Here is a 21,899-nt window from a genome sequence, read left to right as displayed (position 1 = left end):
TTGAGCTACTCTCTACCCTCAAGAAGTGGCACAAAAAGGCACTCATCTAAGTACTCTTTTTCTAAATTTCCATCTTTATCTTTTTTAAATTTAGCGATAAATTGCTTGCCATCTTTTTTCATTGGAGCTACTAAAATTCCACCATTTTTAAGCTGCTTAAATAAATTTGGTGAGATCTCATCAGCAGCTGCCGAGAGCAAGATACGATCAAACGGTGCGTAGCTTCGCCAACCGTTGTTGCCATCATCATATCTTACGTGCACGTTTCTGATTTTTAGCGTTTCAAAGCGTTTTTTCGCTTCCATGGCTAGCTTTTCTATACGCTCGACGCTAAAAATTCTATGCGCAAGCTTGCTTAAGATCGCTGCTTGATAGCCGCTGCCACAGCCTATTTCTAGGATGTTGTCCATATTTTCGCATTCTAGTGCCATTGTCATTTTTGCCACAGTTAGTGGCGAGCTGATCCACTGGTTGCCAAGTATTGGCTGCGCATCAAGCTTATAAGCATGGGCGGTGATGGGTACAAAAATTTCACGCTCAGTTGTTGATATTGCGTCAAACAAAAGTGGACTTAGCGTGATCTCGTCAGCTATGTCGCTAGCTAAATTTTGGCATTTTATCGCTTCTAATTGGGTCAAAATTTCTTTCCTAAACAAATTTTAAATCGTTATTATACGATTTAAAGCTTATCTTAAAATTTATAAAAGCCCTAAATTTTTCTTTACCTGTGTGATCAAATTTGTGTCAAAAACCGCGCTTTGCTCTAGCGTGCCATCTGGCAAAAAGACCCCAGCGCGTTCTAGATCAAGTGAGCTTGAGATCATGACGTAGCAGTTATTTACAATGGCAAGCGCCTTACAAAGGCTAAGGTATGCTTCTTCTCTGGCCTTACCCCACATGGCTGGTACCATGACGATGTCACAGCCTCTTAGCTTTGCCCAAAGTCTACTATCACGCAGCTCAAAGCATATTAACACGCCAAGCTTTATCCCTTTAAATGTAAAGGCATTTATATCGCTCACCTCACCGGCGGCAAAAATTTCATGCTCTAAATTTGGCCTAAAAAGTTCGGCTTTAAATTGTGAATGAAAGACATTATTTGAGTTAAGAAGCAAAAATTCGTTATAAATCTTTGGTTGGTGTGGATTTAGATTTGAAATTTGAGCGAGCCCTGCGCTTTTATTTAGGCTAGTAAGGTGTGTAAAACCAAGAAATTTATCTGGGCTAAGCGCCTCTTGCAAGCGTTCAAGCAACATCGCATCAAAGCTACCTATCATGCCACCAAGCATCGCTTTGTTCGCCCCAGCAAAAAAACCGTCGAAATCATAGCCACTTATGCAAAGCTCACTTGCAAGCAGGAGCGAGTTTTCAGGCGCCGTTTCAACTAAATTTGCAAGCTCTTCTAGCCGCTCGGTAGCACTTTTTGCCTTTAAATTTAGGCTTATTAGGTTTAAAATTTCGCTCATTTATTTTCCAAATACAAATGTTATGGGTTTTTCATCATGGCAGTCTTTTGGAATTTTGCAGTTTATATCCGTGCCACCTATGTTTGGTGTAGCTTTTAAAATAACGCTTATAGCTGTGATTTTATCATCTCTCTGAGAGAGAGGATCATTAAAAACCCAGACTTCAAAGCCAAAACCTCTAGCCTCATCATGCGAAACTACTCTTATCTTTTTTAGGTCCTTTGGCTCAAAGCCACACTGCTTGTTTATGCCAAACATCACGTCATTTCCTAGCACGGATCCTAGTGGCGCGAAACTTGGTGCAATTTCGCCGTTTGGCATCTCTTGATAGACTTCCGCTTGGCTTGTCTCTTTTATCTTGACAAGCTTGTAGGCGTAGAAATTTTCGAGATTATTTTTATTTGCTTGATCAATTATTCTTTGGCTACTGCTCGCACACCCTATAAAAAGCATGCAGGCAAGGGCTAAGATGCCATTTTTAAAAGTCATCAAAGCTGATGCTTCCCTTGCTGTAGTTTGTCACCTTTGCTTCAAAGAAATTTGACTTTTGGTCGTTAAATTTCGCAAAGTCATCGACCCATTTGATCGGATGAGCGACGTTGTATTTGCGTTTTAGGCCGATCGCAACTAGGCGCTGGTCGATGAGATAGTGGATATACTGCTCGATGATATCGTCGGTAAAGCCCATTATTTGGTTTTGAGTGATGTATTTGCCCCATTTGATCTCTAAATTTCCAGCTTTTTCAAACATATCATAAATTTTTGCCTCAGTCTCAGGTGTGAAAAGGTCAGGCCTCTCTTTGCGGACTGAATTTATCATGTTTTGAAACAAAAGTAGGTGCGTGATCTCGTCGCGTTGGATGAAGCGTATCATCTGTGCTGAGCCTAGCATCTTGCCAGCACGTGCTAGAGCGTAGATCGCTGTAAAGCCGCTGTAAAAGTAGATGCCCTCTAAAATTTGGTTGGCAACCATTGCAAGAAGCAGCTTCTCATCAGTCACTTCGCCTGCAAGCTCCTCGTAGACACTTGAGATGTAGTCGTTTTTCTCGCGCAAGACGTCGTCGTGCTTCTCCATCTCGTAGATGAGGTCAGTGTTGTCGCAGATCGCCTCGACCATGACAGCGTAAGACTTGCTGTGGTTTGCCTCTTCGTAGGCTTGGCGGCTTAGCACGGCGTTGATCTCTGGCGCGGTGATGTAGGGGTTGATATTGTCAGCTAGGTTGTTTGTCTGAAAGCTATCCATCGAGATGAGCTGGCTCCAAACTAGATCATACATGCGTTTTTCAGCCTCTGTGAGGTTGTAGGCGTAGTCGCGCACATCATCGGTAGTATCGACCTCTTTTGGAAACCAGGTATTTGCCTCCATGAGGTCCCAAAGCTTTAACGCCCACTCGTATTTTGCCTTGGTGAAATTTAAAATGCCGTGTGGGTTGCCGTTAAAGACTCTTCTGTCGGTCAAATTTTCATTTGAACTTGGGTTGTAGATACGTTTTCTATTCATAAATTTCTCTCTTGTTTGTAGTAAAAATTTCTCAAAATCTTACCCAAAGCAAGGTAAAAATTTACTTTTATTTAGAGTGCCTTGGTCCTTTTTATGGTCATTAAAAATCCAGTTATTATTAGTAAAACTGCGATCACACATGATACGGCAAAGACGATCTGGCCGATCTCGCCAAACATCTCACCGGTGTGTAGACTAAGTACTTTGCGACCAGCCTTTTTTGCCTCTGGGATGCTCTCAGACTTGCTAACAAGCTTGTTTTCTTTGATCTTGCCAGCGCTAGCGTCAAGCTTTAGCTTGCCCACTTGACTCTCGCTTGTTTCGTAGTTTATAGTGTAGGTGCTTTGGTTGTTTTCAGGCACGTTTATCGTGAGCGATTTTAGCTCTAGTGTGACGTTATCTTTAAAAATTTGCTCCGCAGTCTCGATCTCTTTAAATTTCTCATCACTTATTGGAAGTAAATTTGATTGTGGTAGACTTTTTTTCATTGGAGCTGTTTTTAGATCGAAAAATATACTATTTACGCTGCTTCTGACCCAGCCATAAGACCAGTAAAGTCCAGTTAGTGACATCACCACAAGCAAGATCGCCACGTAGGTGCCAAGGCTGGTGTGAAGATTGTAGAAGCAGGCGTAGCCCTTTGCTTTTGGTTTAATTTTTAGCGAATTTAAGAAATTTCGCTTGATCGCTGGTGCGTAGAGGATGAGGCCACTGATAGCAAGAAGAGTCATGATGATAGAGCTAATGGCAACTATTTGTTTGCCGATATTGGCTGGTACTTTACTATCAAGCAAGGCAAGTCCTAAATTTCTATGAAGGCTTAAGATAATGATACGAAATTTCTCACCCCAGTCTTCGCTGATCACCTCGCCACTTCTTGGGTCTATAAAGAAATTTAATTGCTTTTTATCCTTTGTAATGCTTATACGATAAGCTTCATTTGCTCCACCTATTTGTAAACTTTCAAGCGTATCAAATTGAATCTCACTTTTTGATTTAGCTAGGAGTTCATTTAAACTTAAATTTGCTTTTTCGCTAGGAACTAAGTTTATAAAATTTTTATTTATCGCACTTTTGATCTCTTCTCTATAAGACGCAAATGGGGCTGAAAGAGTCATGAATATTAGTGGAATAGCCGCAATTAGCCCAATTATTAGGTGGATGTTGAAGATGATTTTTCCTCGTTTTAAAAACATTTTTTTCCTTTGAATTTTAATAGCGAATATTATTTTATTTTTTGTTAAAGCAAGATAAAAATTTATAAAATTATTTTTTAGTTATTAACTTTTACTAATGTTGATAAGGGTCTTAATATCAATTATTTATTAAATTTTTACATATTGGCGTCTTATTTTTTAGTAAAAAGCTATTTTTGCAGCAAGGTATAAATAATGATAGATGTATTTAGATTTATGGTGGAGTTAAGCAGAAAATGATTTTAGTTTTAAAGCTCGTATTTATCGACTTTTAATAAAATTAAAATCAATAATTTTTACACTCATTTATACACTCTAGTTTTTTAAGCTTCAAGTGTTTGATTTATTGGTTATGAAAAGTTTAGTTTTCAATACAAAACTATCATAAGTGCCTAAAATAGGGAATTGTGAAGTTGTAAAGTTAAATGATTTAAGTTTCGGACGCTTAAAGTAGTCGTTTTGGCTTAAGGATTAGTAGTTTTTTATCCCTTTTTTGCTCGAAAACTTAATTAAGGTTATTTTGTGAAACATTACCGCCTTATTACGTTTCACGCTTCGCTACCATAGGCTCTATTTTTTGCCTTTAGCAATTATTCGTTTTACTTCGTCTTTAAAGCTATCATCTTGCTTTAGTTCTTTAAATTTAGTATATTCTAATTCTGCTTTAGCTTTTGCATTGTCAGCGCTAAATTTACCAAAGCCTTTTAGAATTTCATATCCGTTAAAGATTAAAAAATTATCTACTTTAATATCCCAATCTTTCATCTGAATTACTTTGCCTTGCTCTGCTTGATTTTCTGCATAGTCAAGTAACATGCCCGTTAATCTATTAAGTCCGTTTAGCTCGTTCTCGTATAAATAATTTTTAGCTACAGAGACATCTGACTTTATCGGCTCTTTGCCTTTATCGCTTCCGCTCCAAGTCGTTAAACCCATATTTGGCTTTGTATGGTCTGCACGCTCTTTGATAATCTCCGCCGATGTCTTTTTGGTTACTGCATATTCTAGTTTATTTTGGATATTAGCAAAGAAATTTTTAGCCGTCTGTGATGTCTTATCATAATCCACGCTTAGCGCGAATAACTCCCTAACTTTTTCATAAAATAACTTTTCACTGGCCCTTATGGCTCGTATACGTTCTAATAATTCTTTGAAGTAGTCTTTATTAAATACGTTATTGCCTTGTTTTAGCCTCTCATCATCAAGCACAAAGCCTTTAATTATGTATTCTTTTAGTGTGCTAGTAGCCCATTGTCTAAACTGTGTTGCTTTTACGCTGTTTATACGATAGCCTACTGCGATTATCATATCAAGATTGTAGTGTTCGACTTCTCTTGTAACTTCCCTGCTTCCCTCTGCTTGAACTGTCAAAATTTCTTTTACAGTTGCGTAGCCTAGCTCCTTTTCGTCTAAAATGTTCCTTATGTGATATGATACATTTTGCTTACTGGTCTCAAAAATATCGGCTATTTGTTTTTGATTTAGCCATATTGTTTCGTTCTCTTTATCGGCTAATATTTGAATATTGACTTTATTGTCGCCAGTTGAATAAATAATAAAATTTTGCTCTTTAGTGTCTATCATTGCATTTCCCACTCGTTAGCCTTGTAAATGCCTAAAAGTTTAATGGCGTCTTTGTCAATTAAGTAGGGTATTACATAACCTTTGGCGATTAGCTCTCTTTTGTCGTCCGTTATCGCTCGTCCTAGTCGTGGATTGTCGCTCAAAAGCTCTACGGCGTCTAGTAACTTGCTGATGAAACCCTGCGCCCTGTTTGGATTATCTTTTGCGATAAAATCAAACACTGCTTTTAATTCCAGGTTAAAGCGTGCTGTGCGTCTAATTACCATTTTTCCATCTCGGCTTTTAACGTTTCTAGTGGATAGGTTTCAAGCTCTCCACGTCTGATAGCCTCAACGTCCGCTTCATAATCGCTAAAGCGCGATTGATATTTAACCTCATCGCTTAGGTTTAGCTTCACGCCGTCAAATTTAGCTAGCGTTATTAATATCTCTCTTGCTTTTTCTATGAAATCGGCGTTATCTGTCCGTATTGTTAATGTCTGCATTTGTAACCCTTTCTTTTGATTATTTTAGCTTGTATTGTTAAAATTTAGTCTGAAATATGCCCCCAAATACCACTAGGCTTATTTTTAAACTCACTAATTGCCATTGTAAGCGTATCGACTTGGTCGTCGTGTAAGTGGCTATTGTCGGCGGTAAATTTTTCGCACTCATCCACAAAATCACTAACCCACGTTGCGACACTAGGCAAATTTACATATCCGCTCTCAATGTAGCCTACAACGTCTAAAACTCTAGTGTATTTATCCTTTTGTGGTGTTACGGCTCTTACTGGGATATTATTTTCACGTTTTATCTTTTGTATTAGCCCTGTTCCACTTGACTTGTCCTCTATGTAAAACATTAGTCCGTTATATGTTGATTTATGCTTGGCAAAAAAATCTTTAGTAGTATTTTCAAGCTCTACTGCGTCCCATTTGCCACGTTTTAGGTCTAGTAGATAAATGGCGTTGTCATATCCTAAGCCAGCTAATAATAAAACGCTGTAATCGTTTTGTTCGCCAGTCTTTTGGGCTGTATCCATAAAAACGCCTACACGCTTAATCCTTGGTGCTACATCATAACGACCAAACCACGCCCCTTGTATAATATCTCCGCCCTTAGTGCTTGGGTGCTGTTGATAAAGGGCGTTCCACGCATAAGAGCCTAAGGCACTTTTTATTTTTAATAGTCTGCTTAGGTCGTATCTTTCTGGGTGTAATGCTTCTCCCTCTTTTCGGTGCTCCTCGTCGTGTTCGGCTATTGCTGGAAAAGATAAAATTTCCCATTTGTCGCCCTCTTTTTGAGCTTCTTGGATTAATCGCCCTGCTAAATCGTCCTCATGCCACCTTGTCATGCCTAATAATATGCCACTCTTAGGGCTTAGCCTTGTGTAAAGGGTTGTAACATACCAGTCCCACACTCTATCCCTAAAAGTTGCGCTATTTGCTTCTGCTGCGTCCTTAATAGGGTCATCAATAATGGAAATATCTGCACCCATGCCCGTAATACCTCCGCCTACGCCAGCACTCCTATACGCGCCCGTGTGTCCTACGATCTCAAATATTTCACTATTTCTAAGGGCGTTTTGGGTTGCGGTTACGACACGTTTGGAGTTTAGTTTTGTTTCTGGGAAAATTTCCTCATATTTTTCACTCATCATAATACGCTGCACGTCCCTATTCATTCTTGTGCTTAAATCGCTCGAGTATGAGCTGGCTATTATTTGCAAATTTGGATTTTTGCCAAAAGCCCACGCTGGAAAAGCCCTACTAAATAACTCACTTTTACCACTTCTAGGCGGTGCAAATATCATTAGGCGAGGTTGATTACCCTCCATTACGTTGAGATAAAATCGCTCCAGCTTATCTGCAATTTCTTTGTTAAACCAGCCGACCTGGTAGCTTGGGTTGATCTCGGTTACAAAACGAATTAGGCTACGCCTTGCCAGCTCGTTTTTAATTTGCTTTTGAGAGTATTGCGTCAAGTGTTTCGAGTTCATCATTGCTTAACCCTGATAAGTCTAGCTCTGGCTTTTGGTTTTGCTGTGTATTGTTATTGTTAATAATCGTTTGTGGCTCTTTGCCTAGTATGGTTTCTTTATTTCTTGCTGTTATCCTGCTGTGAGCTTCAATATCGCCTATTGTTTTGGCATTTTTTAGCATTTCGTTGGCTCTTTTTTGATTTGTTAATGCTGCGTTTTGAAAAAAGATGAGGTGTTTTGTAGCCTCACTTATTACCTCGTTTACGCTGTTAATTTGTTGTAAATTTTCGTCTGCTAACTCCGTTTTAAAGGCTACTTCTGCGTTAATTTTTTCTTTAAATTTTGGTGTTAAGCCCTTGACTATTTTATGGACTGCCACGTGGCTAACTCCTGCTCTATCTGCTATTTGCCTAATCGAAAAAAATCCCGTATGAAAATCGGCTAATATTTTTTCTCTAATCTTGTCTGTTATTTTTGCCATTGTTGCTCCTTTATACATCGTTTTTTTGCATTTGCGAAAGCTTTTCGTTGTTTCTTTGTGTCACGTTTTTTACATATCGTTTTACGCTCGCCTTTGCTCTGTCTGGCTTCATTCTATTTGTCATAATCCACTTGTAAGCCTCTAGTGGCAAAGCGTAAATTTTGGCTAGCTCTTTATCGTATTTACTCACTTTCATAACTCTCAAATTGTTAATAATAGTTTCGTCCGTGTAAGGGCTATTAAACACTTTTAGGATTAAAAAGGCTATTTCGGTTAAATAATAATCATCTGCTCGCTTCTCCCAGTCTGGGTAAAACTTATCAAGGACTTTAAAAAAGGTTTCTAGCGTGTTTAACTCTTTTGGTAGCATCGATTTAGCCTTTTTGATTTTTTCAGTATTTTATGAAAAAGGCTGTTTAACCTCTCGTGGAGTGATGAGGTTAGGGGCTAGCCTTGCCCCTTTAGATTATGATTAGCTTGCCTGCATATCGTTTTGCAAGCTCGCACCTTTTAAGGGCTTGTGCCATTTAAAAATCCCTTTGGCTTCTAAGGGATTATTTTTGTTAAAGTTCTCTTTGCTTTTATCGCCAGGGCTTAGGCGGTCAAGCTGTCTTTTCAAGTGCTTTACTTGTGCTTCTGCGTGCCTTAGCTCGTTAATGTAATAATCTACGAATAGCCACGCCTTAGCACCTGCTTGATAAACGGCTTCATCTCTGCTAACGTCCTGGCTTTGCTCTAGTGTGCTTATTATCTCATCAAAGTTACGAGCTTTTTCAAGCTCGTATAATTTTACGTATGTTCTAACTCTCATCTTTTGCCCCTTGTTCATAATATTTGATTATTGCCTCGGCTACGTCGTCAAGAATGTTGCTTAACAAAAAGCTAGCCGATAGCCTGCTTTTTTCATTAATTAACTCATCTTGCTCGCTAACATTTAAAGCTAGCATTAATGTTGATACTTGGTTTAATAACGGCGGTATCTCATTGACTAAGTCAAATTTGTTGTTTAGTTCCTCAAAAATTACTTTCATTTTTTGCTCCTTTTTAATAATGCTAATTTACTTTTTAGCTCCTCATTCTCTCTTTTTAGCTCATCGATTTCGTCAAGTGCTGTTACATAGTCGCTTACCATTTCCCCTAACTTTTCGCTTTTTTGCTTTAGCTCGTTGCTTAGCTCGGTTACCTTTGCTTTTAGCTCTCGGATAGTCTCCTGCTTGCTCTCTATCTCTTTTAGGGCTACTATGTTGCTACAATAAACGTCATATCCTACACAATAGAGCACCTCATCGGTTAGCTCTACGTTGCCAGCTGTCATTTTTATGAGCTTGTTATATTTCTCCTTGCTTGGTGTTTGGTTTGGGTTGGTTAAAATTAACATTTGTTCTCCTTTAAATATGCACTAGCATTAAAATATTTTAGAAATTATATGCTTATGCACTTTAAAATAAACTTAATAAAATATACATAAGCATTTTTTAATTAGTTATTTAATATGCTAACGCATACTTTTTAAAGGGTTAAAATGGATAGAGAAGAATTTAACGAGTTTATGAAACGTGCAGGGCTTAATAAAAAACAATTAGCTGAAATTTTAGAAACAAGCTATCAGGGCGTAAATAGTTGGGGGACTAATGGGCGAGGTTATCCGTATTGGGTAAAAAGCTGGCTTGAAAACTACATTAAATCGCTTGATATGGATAAAATCGTTGAGGTAGTTAAGCCTTACACTGAAAGCAAAGAGGATTAATATCATTTTGTAACGAGCGACTTTTTTCGTCCGTTACATGTAACGTTACACGTGTTACCGATAGGGGTGTCACAGACGCCCCCTAGGGTGTCAGCTGTGACATCATTTAAAAGCTACCGGTGTTTAATTCCCCCAGCTCAAAATTACGCTTAGAATAGGGCTTTTACGCTCTTTCTAGTGCTTATTTTGCTCGTTTTTTTAACCGCCGACCCCTGATTTTTTTAACCGCGACCGCGATTATTTTCAGCCCCCTTGATAATTAATTTTTTCACTTAAGGAAAAGGGGAGATTTTTTGTAACAAAAAGGTCATTGTAGGGTAGTTTTACAAGGGCACATTATACGTTCGTTTTCTTAAATCGTGATTTTCGCTCGTGCGTGGCTTGCGTGCTAAGCTCTAGCCCCTCGGTGTTGGCTTTGATTTTTGACTTATACAAAAAGGGTAAAAATAGCCAAAAAAATGGTAGAGAGTGAAACGCTTTGCAATACCCTTTTTTATGAAACCTTAAGCAAGCAAAAAAAGGGCTGTTTTGGCTTAAGGATAAAAGCCGTTTTTATTTTTTTTGAAATCCATTTTTATTGCTAGGGTTTTCATCAAAAATGGAGAAAACTGCTCCCATTTTTTTATGGAGTAGCATATAATCCACCCCTTTGGCTGCTATCATTTCTCTTTTTTGGGAAACGATGATTTTTAGAGGCTCGGCTCGTTGCCTTATTTTTAAGGGGACGGACAAAGCTCATATTTAAGGGGCTTTGCTACGTAAGCCAAAATTTAGGCTAATGCATAAAAATATCCGTGCGTTGAGGTAACGAGCCAAAATCTCGGCTGGTTACGCTCTTAGCTCTCTTTTGTTATCTTTTGACTTGTAGGGCTTGATCGTGCCTTGCTCTTTAGTGGTCTTATCCAATATGGATTTAAACTCATCCAGGGCATAAGGGAGTTGTAAATTTAGCCTTTGCTTGAGAGGCAAGGGGTTATCTTTGCTTTTAGGATTTATGCTTACTACGGCTTCGGCTCGGTAGATAGGCAAGTTTAGATTATTCTTTTTTGCTTTGTCATAAAAATACACGCGGCTTAGCACTTTGTTATTGTTGAGATAGGCGGTATCGCTATGATAATAAACCTCATCTTTAAAAGCTTCAAGGTTAAAGGGACTATCCTTATCAAAACAAAGGTCAAGCGATGAAACGTTATTTACCACGCCTAGGAGCTCCGCTATTAACTCTTTCGGTGGTGGTGTCTTGTTATATTGCCTAAGTCCATAAACTTCAAATAACGCCTTTTGTGGCTCATTGCCTGCGTTTTTTAATGTAGCGTAAAAAATAGGTAGGTCGCCTAGCACGTAAATATTAACTATCTCATAATCTCGAAACTCATAACGGCGCTCTATCTTGATGGTTTTTGCTGTCTGCTTATCCAGCTTTAGCCATTTTTTGCCATATTTTCGAGCGATTAAGTCTAAAAGCTTCATTTTTGTATAGGTCTTTTGAATGATAGCTTTTTTGAAAAATGTAGCCCTTATCGTGTCTATGTGAATTCCGCTCTCGGCTGGGTTGATAATACTCTCAATTTCTGCTAAAATATCCACGTTCGTAACCTTGTAAAGGGTGGCTGTCTGCTCCACCCTTTTTTACTCAACTATTTACTTTTAATCGCATTAGGATTTTGAATACTTTCTTTTTTGCTTGGCTCTAAATAGAGCTTTGCTTTTTCTCTAGCTTCTGGAGTGTCTTTTATCCACCACTCTTTAAAATTTGCTCGCCCTTTGACGTGCATTGTTTCGGCGTCTAATATCCCCTCTTTGAAAAGCTCGCCTGAGTAGTGATTTGCGTTGCTATATGTAAGCAATTAGCACCAGTAACCCTGCCGTGTTTAATCATTAGTCGCAATATCGTTGCTTTGTGTTTGCTTGTTCTCATCGTCGTATCCTTGCTCCGTTAATTCTCTTACTTGCTTTCTTAGGTTTTTGTTAATGTAAAATAGATCGTAAGCCATATTTATTAACCCTTGTGGTGCTTCTTTCACACTCGAAACGCCATAAGCTCTTAAATGGCTAGTAAATTCTTTTATCTTTTTAGGCTCGATAGCGATTATCGCTCCGCCTTTGCCTGCTGTTGTAATGCTAATTTTCATTTTTTACCCTTTTCGCTGTTTAAAAAAGCCGTCTATTAGCTTTTTGTTTTCGCCCTTTAGTTTGTTTAAGTCCCCTGCTAGTTGTAGAGATGTATCGTAAAAGCTAAGGGCTACATCTAACGCCTGCTTTGTTTGTTCGCTTATCTCGTCGTTGCTTATGGCTTTTGATAGGCTAGGGTTACGCTCTTTTACTATTAGCATAAAGCCTAAATAAAAATCCTCTTCGCTCATATCGTCATATTTTGGTTTTAGGGGCTTCATCTTTCGCCCCCTTGCTCTGGTGTCGCTCCGCCTTGCTTTTTATACATAAAGGCTTCGAGGTCATCACGTTTAAAGCGGATAGTTTGATTTGTGTAGATGATAGGTTTTGGGAAGTCGCTTGATTTCTTGTATCTGTAAAGTGTCGATACTCCTATGCCTAAAAACTCCGCTGTTTCTTTTGAATTTAGTAGGGCTTTGTTTTGCATTTTTAATCCTTTTATATGTAATTTTTCTCAAATGGTTAAGCCTGAATGCTTGCAAGCTTGATATGCTTAAATTGATTTGATATGGGAGAATTATTACAGAATAAAAAAGGCGTGCTTGTTTTTAAAAAATGCTTAAAATAGACTTTTTAAAAATGTTTTTCACTAAGTAGGATTTTTACAATGTTGTTTTTTGCTTCAACTAGTGCGTTAATCATATTTTTTAAATATGTATCTAGCTTTAAATTATGAGTTTTATTTATATCTTGTAGAATTTTTTTAATATCGCTAACGCTGGCTTCTTGTTTAAAATATGCTGTTTCTTTTAAAAAAATATTTTTGCACCTATTGCTACTTTTTGTTTTTGCTAACTCATCTAATAGGTCATAAATAACGTCCAGGGCTATATTTAACCTTTTGTTGGCTTTTACCGTAATAATGTTGGTATTAATGTTGGTCTTTGTTTCAAGGAAACAAGCTGTTTTTAAAATTAGGTTAATATCTTGATTTAGGGCTTTTGTCGGCTTTCTTTTTGCTTTTGTAACTTTTTGCTTTACCTCATCGCAAATATATTGATAAAAAGCTTCTGATAATAATATTATTTTTTCTTGCTTAATTTGGTCTATTGTTATTTTTTTATTGATAAAAGTAAAATGATCCTCTAATTCTTTTAAAAAGGGTGCGATACTAATAAATTTTTCGTATGTTATGAAAACTTTGTCTTTATTTCTCTCGGCTAGGTCATAAGAAAATAAAAAAACTACTTGAGTAACAAAGGTTACAAATATTTCATTGTCTTTGCTGGGTTTTACCCCCATTATTTTTAAAATATCTGTGTTAATAGGATCAAAGCTACCACTAAATTTTTTATTAAGATCACAACTCATCTAAATAATCGCTCCACCATTGCATTAACTCCGCCCTCTCGTCCAGCCTTTGGCTTCGGTCGTAAATAGCTTTAACACTGCTTCGCTCTTTGTGGTCTAGGCAAAGCTCTATCACGTCGCTACTAAAGCCGTGATTTTTGATGTTTTCATTTAGTAGCGTGCTTGCTGTCGTGCGTAAGCCGTGAAATACCATCTCATCGCCAAAGCCTAACCGCTTAATCGCCTAGTTGAGTGTGCTATCGCTTAGCGGTCTTGCCGCACTTATGCCACTAGGAAAAACAAAATCGCCCCTTTTGTGCTCCAGCATTGTTTTTAAAAGCTTCTTGACCTGCTTACTCATTGGCATATAAAAAACTTCTCTTAACTTCATCGCCTCGCCTGGAAACGTGATTAAATTATTCTCAAAATCCACGTATTGCCATTTTAGCCCTCTCACGTTTGCACTACGTAAAAAGGTATGCACGCCAAATATTAATGCCTGCTTGGTGCAAAACGAGCCTTGATAATCCTGCATTGCACCTCTAATAGCTCTTTTAGCTTTTTAGGTTCTGTTATGGCTTTAAAGTGGTTATTTGTTGAGGTTTTGAAAGCGTCGTTAAAGATAATATCCCTTGTTGGATTGTGTTCGATGTAGCCTTTATTTACTGCTAAGTCCAAAATCTTACGAAGTAGCCTAAACGTTCTTAACGATGTTTCATGCGTTATCCCTCTTTTTGCCTCTCGTGCTTGTATCTGCTCTATTGCGTGTGCGTAGTCCCTGCGTTTTAGCTCGGTTATGGCTTTATCGCCTAGATAGGGGATTAGATTTTTTTCGATACGTCCGATTTGCTTATTAAAAGCGATTAGCCCTTTGCTCTGCTCTTTGTCTATCCACTCATCGGCTACATCTTTAAACGTGATAGCCTTTTGCTTGGCTGTGGCTGTCTGTAAGTCCTCGCCCCTATCTCTTAGCCTCTCGAGCTCCAAGCTTTCGCTCTTGCTTCTGCTAGCGTGATACTTGGATATTTGCCTATTTTGATTTGCTTTGTCGTTCGCTTCTCGTCGCTCTCTTGATATTTGAAATAAAATGTTTTGGTGGTTTCTTTTTGGGTCTTGTATGCAAGCACGTATAAAAATTTCACTCCGTCATCTTTTACCCACTCACGATTTTTATTTTTGAGTGTAAATTTTTTTAGTGCCAAATCGTTCGTAAAGCTTGCCATTTCGTAACCCTTAATTTTGAGTGTAAAAAGTTAGTGTAAAGACTTTTTTACACTCAGATATACACTCAAAAGAGTGATATTAGATGAAATGCAATGATAAAGAGTGAGAGCTTAAAAAGTGATAAAAGCCCTAAATTTAGGCTTTGAAAGATACTTTTTGACAAGGTTTGAAAACCCCTGAAAACGTCTGTTGGTGGAGTTAAGCGGGATCGAACCGCCGACCTCTTGAATGCCATTCAAGCGCTCTCCCAGCTGAGCTATAACCCCAAAGTGGATTTTGACATTTTATCTTTTTATGGCTTACAATATTTTGAAATTCGTTTTAGTAAAATAAAATTTTAAGCAACTTTTGGATAATATTGCAAACTTTAACGCGGGAATAGCTCAGGGGTAGAGCACAACCTTGCCAAGGTTGGGGTCGCGAGTTCGAATCTCGTTTCCCGCTCCAGTAACTTAGCCCGAGTGGCGGAATGGTAGACGCAAGGGACTTAAAATCCCTCGGTAGTTTTTACCGTACCGGTTCAAGTCCGGTCTCGGGCACCACGATATGGCGACATGGCCAAGTGGTAAGGCATGAGCCTGCAAAGCTTTGATCCCCGGTTCGAATCCGGGTGTCGCCTCCAAACTTCAAAAATAACTACTCAAAGGAATAACAAGTGAGAGATTTACTTTTAGCAGTGTGTATAGCATTTTTTGTAGCTGGTTGTTCAAATACTTGGCATGGTGTAAAAGAAGATACTCATAATGCTAAAGAATGGACCAAAGAAAAGATAAATGATGGAGCTACATATATTAAAGAAAAAACAGAGTAAATTTTAAAGATTATAGTAAATTTTAAGCAAAGTTAGTTATAATCACAAATCTTTAATTCGGGAGATGGCTGAGCGGTCGAAAGCGGCGGTCTTGAAAACCGTTGAGGTGTGAAAGCCTCCTGGGGTTCGAATCCCTATCTCCCGGCCACCTATATAATTTATTATTCATACATGCCTATAAGAAAATTTCCATAAATATTCAGCCCAAAATTTACTAGAACTAAAAATATCAGTAAATTTCTTATTTAAAGTAAGATACTGTAAGATAAGGGAAAGTTTAAGAGTTTTTATATTTTATTTTTGGCTATCTTAAATTCTAAAAATAATATTTGTAGTAGCACATCCAAAATATATAATAGGTCATACCCCTATGTATAAATATAAATAAAATTAATAATGTTGAATAAAGAATTTAAGACGAATCCAAAATAAAAATTAAATTAAAGCAATCCATGAAAATAGTTTAAAGACAAAGTGGTGGCTATGTTTTATGTAGTCTAGGTTCTATTTATATTTAATAGGTAAAAGCACAACAGACAAAAAAATAAACTACTTGCTGATAAATATTTTTTTGAAATATTATTTTGAGAGAATATCTAGCCACATAAAAGTAGCTAGATAAGGAAAAATTTCTAAAAATTTTAGATTTTTAAAAGCTCGGCTTCTTTTTCTTTTACAAGAGTATCGATTTTTGCAGTGTAGGTGTCAGTTATCTTTTGAACCTCATCCTGTCCCTTTTTGCTCTCGTCCTCAGTTATAGCTTTGTCTTTTTCAAGCTTTTTGACTTCATCATTTGCATCTTTTCTTACGTTTCTTATACTAACTTTGGCTTTTTCTCCCATTGATTTTGCATGTTTTGCATTTTCTTGGCGTTGCTCGACGGTCATAGGTGGAAAAAATAGCTTGACACTCTCACCATCACTATTTGGATTGACGCCGATATTTGCTGCTTGGATAGCTGAAGAGATCGCTTTTATCATGCTCTTTTCCCAAGGTGTGATAGCGATAGTTGAAGCGTCGCTTGTAAGCACAGTGGCTACTTGGTTGAGCGGAGTTGGTGAGCCGTAATAATCAACCATTACATGATCTACAATATTAATGTTTACCTTGCCCGTTCTAAGCGTTGTAAAGTCACGTTTTAATGAAGCTATTGCTTTTTCGCAGCCTTCTTTTTGTGTTTCGTAAATTTTATTTAGCATTGATGTCCTTTATTAGAAGTTTTGTACTTCGTTGATGATCTACTTTTAGTGATATTAAAACTTTGCTTTTATCGAGAGGTGGGTTAAATTTACACTCAAAAACACCATTTGTCATAGGTACCTTTTTAAAGCCATTAAAGCCAGTCATGAAAAAATTACCTTCGCTAGCATTTGTATCGGTTTTGATAATTAGCTTATCGATCGCATTATTTTGTGGATAGCTATCTGGAAATATCCACTGGGCATTTAGGAATTTACTATTAAAAGTTAGTGCTATTTTTGTACCGTTCATTACGGGCGTTCTATAAAGATCGTAAACATCACTTTTGTCTGAAACAGCACCTGAGTTTTGATTTAAAAGGGCTAAAAAGCCAAATTCTTTTGCCAAAGAGACAACTCTGTTATCGATCTCACCGTATGGCACTGCGAAATATTTTGGCTTATAACCCATATGTTTTTCAAAAGTCTCTACACCCTTTTGAAAATCCTCTCTTAATGCCTCATCGCTAAGCTTTGTCATTCTTGGATGAGCGTACGAATGGTACCCAATCTCGCCATAAGCCTCAAGTTCTTTAATCTGATCAAAATCTAAATAATCACCATATTTATTTGCACTAGCTTCCACATAAAGCATTAGCGCAAATGGATAGTTATACTCTTTAAATACACTAAGGGCCTTGTCATAGAAACTTTTATAACCATCATCTACAGTAATGACAACCCAGTTATCAGGTATTCTTTCGCCAGCATTTACAGCATCAACTAACTTTGAGAGCTTAACGACTTCATAGCCATTATTTTTGAAATATTCAAACTGCTCTCTTAAATTTTTAATAGAAATATCAGTGCTTGTATGTCTTGGATCATCAAAGCGATGATAGACTAAAATATGAGCGTCTGCTAAAGCAAATGTTAGCGTCAAGAATGACGCTAAAAGTGTTTTTATCATTGTTATTTTGCTGGAGTTTGTGGTGCACTAGGAGCTGATGGTACGTCGTTTGACTTTGGTATGACTAGAGATTTACTATCGACGCTATCAACGATAGAGCGTTTTAGATCTTTATTGTAGAAGTATCCAAGTGCAAGTGTATTTAAGATAAATAAAATACCTACGATAAAAGTAAATTTAGCTAAAAATCCAGCTGGTCCTTTTGCTCCAAAAAGACTCTCGTTACTTCCGCTATATGCCCCAAGTCCGATAGATGAGCTTTTTTGAAGTAAAACAGCGATAGTTATGATGACAGCTAGAGCAAACTGTAAGATCAAAAATATTAAACTCACGAAATTTCCTTTAAATTTTTAAAAATAATTGATTGCGATTATACAAGAAAAGATTTAAATTTTTAGTTAAAGTTCTTTTTCAATCTCATAAAGCTCGTATCTTATGCTTTTAAAAAGCTCGGCTTGTTCTAAATTTATGAGCTTAAAGCACTCTTCAAGCACGCGAGCGCTTTCCTGGGCGCGCTTGAAATTTGCAGTGATTATCTCGTCTAAATTTGATCTTTCTTGCTCGCTTTTTGTGCTAGTTTTTAAAACGTCGTTTTGAGAATTTCTAAATTTTAAAAAATCTTTTTGCGGGATCTTTGCCTTGTGGCGGAGGGATTTTATTTTGTAGGCGAGCTTAGCGTCATCAAAGACATATCTTTTTATATCTTCAACAACGCGCAGCCCTTCTTTTAGCCTATTTAGATTCGCATCTATTACTCGGTAGATGCGCTCATCTTTAGTCGTTTCTATTAAAAATTCCTAAAATTTGTAGTAATGATGTAAATAGATTTACAAAATCAAGATACAAAGCAACTGCGCCTTCAACTGGTGTTTCGTAGTTTCCACGGATAATATTTTGCGTATCAAAAAGTATATATGCGCTAAATAAGATCGATGAAATACTTGCGATTACAAGTTGAAACATTGTACTTTTAACGAAAATATTGATAATAGCTGCTGCAACTATAACAATTAAGGTTATGAACAACATTTTACCCATTGTTGTAAAGTCACGTTTTGTATTCATTGCAAAGACACTTAACGCACCAAAAGCAACTGTTGTTAGTCCAAATGCTTGAGCTACTATACCAGCTCCACTTGGCATGGCAAGGATTGCTGAAAGTAGCGGAGTTAGCGTAAGGCCACTTATAAAAGTAAATGCAAATAGAAGTATTAAATTTAATCCCTCTTTACGTTTAGCTGCCATTAAGCCAAAAAGTAGTGCAAACTCGACTATAACAAGTCCCCAAAACAAAAATCTATTTGCCGCAAAAACGCCAGCAATGCTAATACCTACATAGGTGCCAGCTGTTGCTGAAAGTAGTGATGCTGCAAAAAGTTGATAAGTTTGTTTTATAAAAGTGCTTAGTGAGCTTTGAGAGTACGCAAGTTCTTCTTGATTTTGTTTTGCGTAGTTCCTATCATACAGACTCATTTTATCTCCTTATGAATTTTTGAATGAGTTTAGCCTAAAATAATTAAACAATGAATAAAAAGAATTTTAACAAATTATATTAGTTAAAAATTTATATATTAAAGTATTTTTTAGATTAAATAAAAGTTGCTATAATCGCGTAAAAATATAAAAAATGGAGATAAATTTTTATGGATGACTCGCTACTTGAAGGTGCGGTAAAATTTATGGAAGATGGCTTTTTGGAGCATGAAGAGCTCTTTAAAAGTCTACAAAATAGACAAGACCCGCATACTCTTTTTATATCCTGTGTTGATTCAAGAGTGGTACCGAATTTGATAACAAACTGCCTTCCAGGCGAGCTTTTTATGGTACGAAATATCGCAAATATTGTGCCACCTTATAGAGTGAGCGAGGAATTTTTGGCAACGACTTCGGCTATCGAATATGCATTAGAGCTTTTAAATATCAAAAATATCATTATTTGCGGACACTCTGATTGTGGTGGATGCGCAGCGCTTTATATGGATGAAAAAAAGCTCAAAACTACGCCAAATGTTAGAAATTGGATAAAGCTAATAGAGCCGATCAAGCGAGAAGTGCTTAAATTTACAAGCGATGATCCAGCCAAAATGGCATGGCTAACCGAGAGGCTAAACGTGATAAACTCGATCGAAAACATAATGACTTATCCAAATGTAAAAGAGGAGTATGAAAGTGGTAAGCTTCAAATTTATGGCTGGCACTATATCATCGAGACTGGTGAAATTTTCAGTTACGATTTAAAAGAGGGCACGTTTAAACTTCTAGCGGACAAAAGAGGCGAAAATGCGTAAATTTCTAACCATCATCCTGCTTTCTTTCATAACTCTTTTTGGCGCTGATAACAACGTAACGCAAGAAGACGATATCATCAGCATAACAAATCAAATTCAAACCCTAAACAGCCAGATAAACATCATAAAATCTCAGCAAAAAGACCTAAACGCTTCAAAGATCGATAACTCAAATTTGATCACTCTTCAAAATAAAAAGAACGCTCTTTTAGAGAAAATTCCGACCTATGTTATGCAGATCGAAGTTACACAAAGCGATATCAATAAATACAACCTGCAAAAAGAGGCACTAGAAAAAAAGGTCGCAAGACTTGAGAAGCAGTCAAACAAGGATGCCTACATCCAAAGTGCTATAGAGCTTGAGAAGATGAAGGTTGATTACGCTTACTACTCAGCGCTTATTAGCCTTGAAGAGATCTTTAAAAAGGGTGCTAAAGCAAATTCCATAAGAGATGTGATAGATAATGGACTTTTAAATTTACAGACAAATTCTTATGTAAGTATAAAAGATCTAAAAGACTCACTAAATGACACTTCAGGCTCTTACGACAGCGCCTTTTTTGACCTTGAGCTGAAAAAAGAGAGTGAAGAAGAAATTTTAATCTATCTTAAAAATAACGCCGATCTTCTAAGCTCAAGCATGCTCTTGTCTGAGCTAAATTTAGTCGATGCAGTCGAATATATAAACAAAACAACAGCCATAAATTCAAGCAAATTTAACATCGGCAAGATCGTTGTTATCGTTGCGATATTTTTATTTTTCGTCTCGCTAACTAGAATTTTAGCCAAGCTCACCTACTGGGTGATGTCACTCGTCGCTTCAGGCGAAGGGGTAAAAGAGGTTAAAAATCAGATCGTTGATATCATCAAAAAGCCGATCTCAGCACTTCTTATCATCTATGCGCTAAACATCTGTATCGGCATTGGATTTTATCCAGTGCCAGTGCCTCTAACGGTAGCAAACATCTTTTCTATCATCTATATAGTCGCATTTTCATGGCTTGTCCTAACCATACTAAATGGCTACGGCATCGCTATACTCGACAAGATCGCGCAAAAAAGCAAGCGTAAAGAGGTGATAAACCTAGCGCTAAAAGTGATCTACGTGATCGTGCTAATCATCACACTTTTACTGATCCTTCAAAAGCTTGGCTTTGATATCTCAGCACTCATCGCCTCACTTGGTATCGGTGGTCTTGCTGTTGCCTTCGCTGCTAAAGACATCATCGCAAACTTCTTTGCATCTGTTATGATGCTCTTTGACAACTCATTTTCACAAGGCGACTGGATAGTTTGTGGCGACATCGAGGGCACGGTCGTTGAGATAGGATTTAGAAAAACAACAGTTAGAAGCTTTGATAACGCCCTTATCTTCGTGCCAAACTCAAAGCTAGCGAGCGATCCTGTTAGAAACTGGACCAGAAGAAAGGTCGGCAGACGCATAAGAATGGTTATTGGCATCGAGTATGGACCAACTACAGAAGAGATCAAAAAATGTGTAAATGACATCAAAAATATGCTGATAAATCACCCAGATATCGCTAAAAGCGAAGATATCGCGGCTAATAAAAGAGGACTAAAATATAGACAAAACATAGTCTCAGTTGATGACTACGCTGGATATAAGTCAAATTTATTTGTCGTGGTTGATGATTTTGCAGATAGCTCAATAAATATCTTAGTTTATTGTTTTGCAAAGACTATCGTTTGGGGAGAATTTTTAGATGTCAAACAAGATGTAATGCTAAAGATTATGGATATTTTAAAGCAAAATGGTCTAAATTTCGCATTCCCAAGCCAAAGCTTGTATATTGAAAGTGTCAAAGATAAAATTTAAGGAGAAAACAATGAGTGATGATTTTGATTATGAAGAAGTAGAAGAAGGCTACTCTGAATTTAATGACGATGAGGGCGATAGTAGCGATAGTTATGACTATAATTACGATGAAAATGACTACAACTACGAAGATAGCGACGAGGATGAGGATAGTTACGACTCTTATTAGAATGACTTAATGAAATTTAATGG

28 protein-coding genes, 5 tRNA genes and 1 pseudogene are annotated in these 21,899 nt (G+C 37.3%); 7 read left to right on the top strand and 27 right to left on the bottom strand.

All coding sequences use genetic code 11. The annotated features are described in order from the left end of the window. Positions 1-5: 5 nt before the first annotated feature. The 14 genes from A3835_08675 to A3835_08610 all read right to left on the bottom strand — a co-directional run bounded on the left by A3835_08675 (position 6) and on the right by A3835_08610 (position 9,568). Positions 6-638, bottom strand: a complete 633-nt coding sequence (locus tag A3835_08675; GenBank protein ORI06424.1) for a protein-L-isoaspartate O-methyltransferase — start codon at positions 636-638, stop codon at positions 6-8. A gap of 60 nt (positions 639-698) precedes the next feature. Next, positions 699-1,466, bottom strand: coding sequence for a nitrilase (locus A3835_08670; protein ID ORI06423.1), 768 nt, complete (start codon positions 1,464-1,466; stop codon positions 699-701). Beyond that, positions 1,467-1,955 (bottom strand): hypothetical protein, encoded by a 489-nt coding sequence (locus A3835_08665; protein ID ORI06422.1) that lies wholly within the window; start codon positions 1,953-1,955, stop codon positions 1,467-1,469. It lies immediately after the preceding gene. After that, positions 1,945-2,967: a ribonucleotide-diphosphate reductase subunit beta gene (locus A3835_08660; GenBank protein ID ORI06421.1), complete on the bottom strand. Its 1,023-nt coding sequence runs from the start codon at positions 2,965-2,967 to the stop codon at positions 1,945-1,947. Before A3835_08660 ends, A3835_08665 begins: the two co-directional genes overlap by 11 nt. A gap of 71 nt (positions 2,968-3,038) precedes the next feature. Next, positions 3,039-4,163 carry a sulfite reductase gene (locus A3835_08655; GenBank protein ID ORI06420.1) on the bottom strand — a complete coding sequence of 375 codons (1,125 nt, stop codon included), beginning with the start codon at positions 4,161-4,163 and terminating at the stop codon, positions 3,039-3,041. A gap of 570 nt (positions 4,164-4,733) precedes the next feature. After that, positions 4,734-5,747 carry a cell filamentation protein Fic gene (locus A3835_08650; GenBank protein ORI06427.1) on the bottom strand — a complete coding sequence of 338 codons (1,014 nt, stop codon included), beginning with the start codon at positions 5,745-5,747 and terminating at the stop codon, positions 4,734-4,736. Further along, on the bottom strand, positions 5,744-6,013 hold the full coding sequence (locus tag A3835_08645) for a plasmid stabilization protein ParE (GenBank protein ID ORI06419.1): 270 nt from the start codon (positions 6,011-6,013) through the stop codon (positions 5,744-5,746). The genes A3835_08650 and A3835_08645 overlap by 4 nt, the downstream gene beginning before the upstream one ends. Beyond that, positions 6,007-6,231 (bottom strand): hypothetical protein, encoded by a 225-nt coding sequence (locus A3835_08640; GenBank protein ID ORI06418.1) that lies wholly within the window; start codon positions 6,229-6,231, stop codon positions 6,007-6,009. The genes A3835_08645 and A3835_08640 overlap by 7 nt, the downstream gene beginning before the upstream one ends. A 44-nt stretch (positions 6,232-6,275) precedes the next feature. Further along, positions 6,276-7,658: a heat-shock protein Hsp70 gene (locus A3835_08635; GenBank protein ID ORI06426.1), complete on the bottom strand. Its 1,383-nt coding sequence runs from the start codon at positions 7,656-7,658 to the stop codon at positions 6,276-6,278. 25 nt (positions 7,659-7,683) lie between these two features. After that, on the bottom strand, positions 7,684-8,190 hold the full coding sequence (locus A3835_08630; protein ID ORI06417.1) for a glutamyl-tRNA amidotransferase: 507 nt from the start codon (positions 8,188-8,190) through the stop codon (positions 7,684-7,686). A gap of 10 nt (positions 8,191-8,200) precedes the next feature. Further along, positions 8,201-8,386 (bottom strand): HrcA family transcriptional regulator, encoded by a 186-nt coding sequence (locus A3835_08625; protein ORI06425.1) that lies wholly within the window; start codon positions 8,384-8,386, stop codon positions 8,201-8,203. Positions 8,387-8,662: 276 nt separating this feature from the next. Further along, the gene (locus A3835_08620; protein ORI06416.1) at positions 8,663-9,001 is read right to left on the bottom strand and encodes a hypothetical protein; all 339 of its coding nucleotides are present in this window, start codon (positions 8,999-9,001) and stop codon (positions 8,663-8,665) included. Next, a complete protein-coding gene (locus tag A3835_08615; protein ID ORI06415.1) occupies positions 8,991-9,221 on the bottom strand; it encodes a hypothetical protein in 231 nt (76 codons plus the stop codon). The genes A3835_08620 and A3835_08615 overlap by 11 nt, the downstream gene beginning before the upstream one ends. After that, a complete protein-coding gene (locus A3835_08610; protein ORI06414.1) occupies positions 9,218-9,568 on the bottom strand; it encodes a hypothetical protein in 351 nt (116 codons plus the stop codon). The genes A3835_08615 and A3835_08610 overlap by 4 nt, the downstream gene beginning before the upstream one ends. A gap of 144 nt (positions 9,569-9,712) precedes the next feature. Between A3835_08610 and A3835_08605 the strand changes: the two genes are divergently transcribed. Then, positions 9,713-9,937 (top strand): acyl carrier protein, encoded by a 225-nt coding sequence (locus A3835_08605; protein ID ORI06413.1) that lies wholly within the window; start codon positions 9,713-9,715, stop codon positions 9,935-9,937. A gap of 828 nt (positions 9,938-10,765) precedes the next feature. On the opposite strand, the gene A3835_08600 is transcribed toward A3835_08605, so the two are convergent. The 8 genes and pseudogenes from A3835_08600 to A3835_08565 form a co-directional block, all read right to left on the bottom strand. Beyond that, entirely contained in the window at positions 10,766-11,524 is a 759-nt protein-coding gene (locus A3835_08600; protein ID ORI06412.1) for an aspartate carbamoyltransferase, read from the bottom strand. A 50-nt stretch (positions 11,525-11,574) separates the two neighbouring features. Next, positions 11,575-11,784 carry a hypothetical protein gene (locus tag A3835_08595; protein ID ORI06411.1) on the bottom strand — a complete coding sequence of 70 codons (210 nt, stop codon included), beginning with the start codon at positions 11,782-11,784 and terminating at the stop codon, positions 11,575-11,577. A 24-nt stretch (positions 11,785-11,808) separates the two neighbouring features. Continuing rightward, positions 11,809-12,069, bottom strand: coding sequence for a hypothetical protein (locus A3835_08590; GenBank protein ORI06410.1), 261 nt, complete (start codon positions 12,067-12,069; stop codon positions 11,809-11,811). A 3-nt stretch (positions 12,070-12,072) separates the two neighbouring features. Next, positions 12,073-12,330, bottom strand: a complete 258-nt coding sequence (locus A3835_08585) for a hypothetical protein (GenBank protein ORI06409.1) — start codon at positions 12,328-12,330, stop codon at positions 12,073-12,075. Beyond that, positions 12,327-12,536, bottom strand: coding sequence for a flagellar biosynthesis protein FlhA (locus A3835_08580; protein ORI06408.1), 210 nt, complete (start codon positions 12,534-12,536; stop codon positions 12,327-12,329). Before A3835_08580 ends, A3835_08585 begins: the two co-directional genes overlap by 4 nt. A gap of 146 nt (positions 12,537-12,682) precedes the next feature. Next, a complete protein-coding gene (locus tag A3835_08575; GenBank protein ORI06407.1) occupies positions 12,683-13,420 on the bottom strand; it encodes a hypothetical protein in 738 nt (245 codons plus the stop codon). Continuing rightward, a pseudogene (locus A3835_08570) lies at positions 13,410-14,622 on the bottom strand (hypothetical protein). Before A3835_08570 ends, A3835_08575 begins: the two are co-directional and overlap by 11 nt. 191 nt (positions 14,623-14,813) lie before the next feature. Continuing rightward, positions 14,814-14,889: transfer RNA gene (locus A3835_08565), tRNA-Ala, on the bottom strand. A 106-nt stretch (positions 14,890-14,995) separates the two neighbouring features. Here A3835_08565 and A3835_08560 point away from each other — a divergent pair. The 4 genes from A3835_08560 to A3835_08545 all read left to right on the top strand — a co-directional run bounded on the left by A3835_08560 (position 14,996) and on the right by A3835_08545 (position 15,582). Further along, positions 14,996-15,070 (top strand) — tRNA-Gly (locus A3835_08560). An 8-nt stretch (positions 15,071-15,078) separates the two neighbouring features. Then, positions 15,079-15,165, top strand: a tRNA-Leu gene (locus A3835_08555). A gap of 6 nt (positions 15,166-15,171) precedes the next feature. After that, positions 15,172-15,245, top strand: a tRNA-Cys gene (locus A3835_08550). Positions 15,246-15,492: 247 nt separating this feature from the next. Then, positions 15,493-15,582 (top strand) — tRNA-Ser (locus A3835_08545). 493 nt (positions 15,583-16,075) lie between these two features. On the opposite strand, the gene frr is transcribed toward A3835_08545, so the two are convergent. The 5 genes from frr to A3835_08520 form a co-directional block, all read right to left on the bottom strand. Beyond that, complete coding sequence (frr, locus tag A3835_08540) at positions 16,076-16,633, bottom strand: ribosome recycling factor (GenBank protein ID ORI06406.1); 558 nt, start codon at positions 16,631-16,633, stop codon at positions 16,076-16,078. Then, positions 16,623-17,582 carry a polysaccharide deacetylase gene (locus A3835_08535; protein ID ORI06405.1) on the bottom strand — a complete coding sequence of 320 codons (960 nt, stop codon included), beginning with the start codon at positions 17,580-17,582 and terminating at the stop codon, positions 16,623-16,625. Before A3835_08535 ends, frr begins: the two co-directional genes overlap by 11 nt. A gap of 2 nt (positions 17,583-17,584) precedes the next feature. After that, positions 17,585-17,914, bottom strand: a complete 330-nt coding sequence (locus A3835_08530) for a preprotein translocase subunit SecG (GenBank protein ORI06404.1) — start codon at positions 17,912-17,914, stop codon at positions 17,585-17,587. A gap of 66 nt (positions 17,915-17,980) precedes the next feature. Next, entirely contained in the window at positions 17,981-18,370 is a 390-nt protein-coding gene (locus A3835_08525) for a thiamine-phosphate pyrophosphorylase (protein ID ORI06403.1), read from the bottom strand. Beyond that, entirely contained in the window at positions 18,357-19,055 is a 699-nt protein-coding gene (locus A3835_08520) for a hypothetical protein (protein ORI06402.1), read from the bottom strand. The genes A3835_08525 and A3835_08520 overlap by 14 nt, the downstream gene beginning before the upstream one ends. Positions 19,056-19,225: 170 nt before the next feature. On the opposite strand from A3835_08520, the gene A3835_08515 reads away from it, so the two are divergent. Further along, positions 19,226-19,870, top strand: a complete 645-nt coding sequence (locus A3835_08515; protein ORI06401.1) for a carbonic anhydrase — start codon at positions 19,226-19,228, stop codon at positions 19,868-19,870. Next, a complete protein-coding gene (locus A3835_08510; GenBank protein ORI06400.1) occupies positions 19,863-21,707 on the top strand; it encodes a mechanosensitive ion channel protein in 1,845 nt (614 codons plus the stop codon). Before A3835_08515 ends, A3835_08510 begins: the two co-directional genes overlap by 8 nt. Positions 21,708-21,899: the final 192 nt, after the last annotated feature.

The organism is Campylobacter concisus (assembly GCA_002092835.1).
GTDB lineage: Bacteria > Campylobacterota > Campylobacteria > Campylobacterales > Campylobacteraceae > Campylobacter_A > Campylobacter_A concisus_K.
The sequence above is the reverse complement of the archived record's forward strand: the minus strand, read 5'-3'. Positions and strand labels throughout refer to the sequence as shown.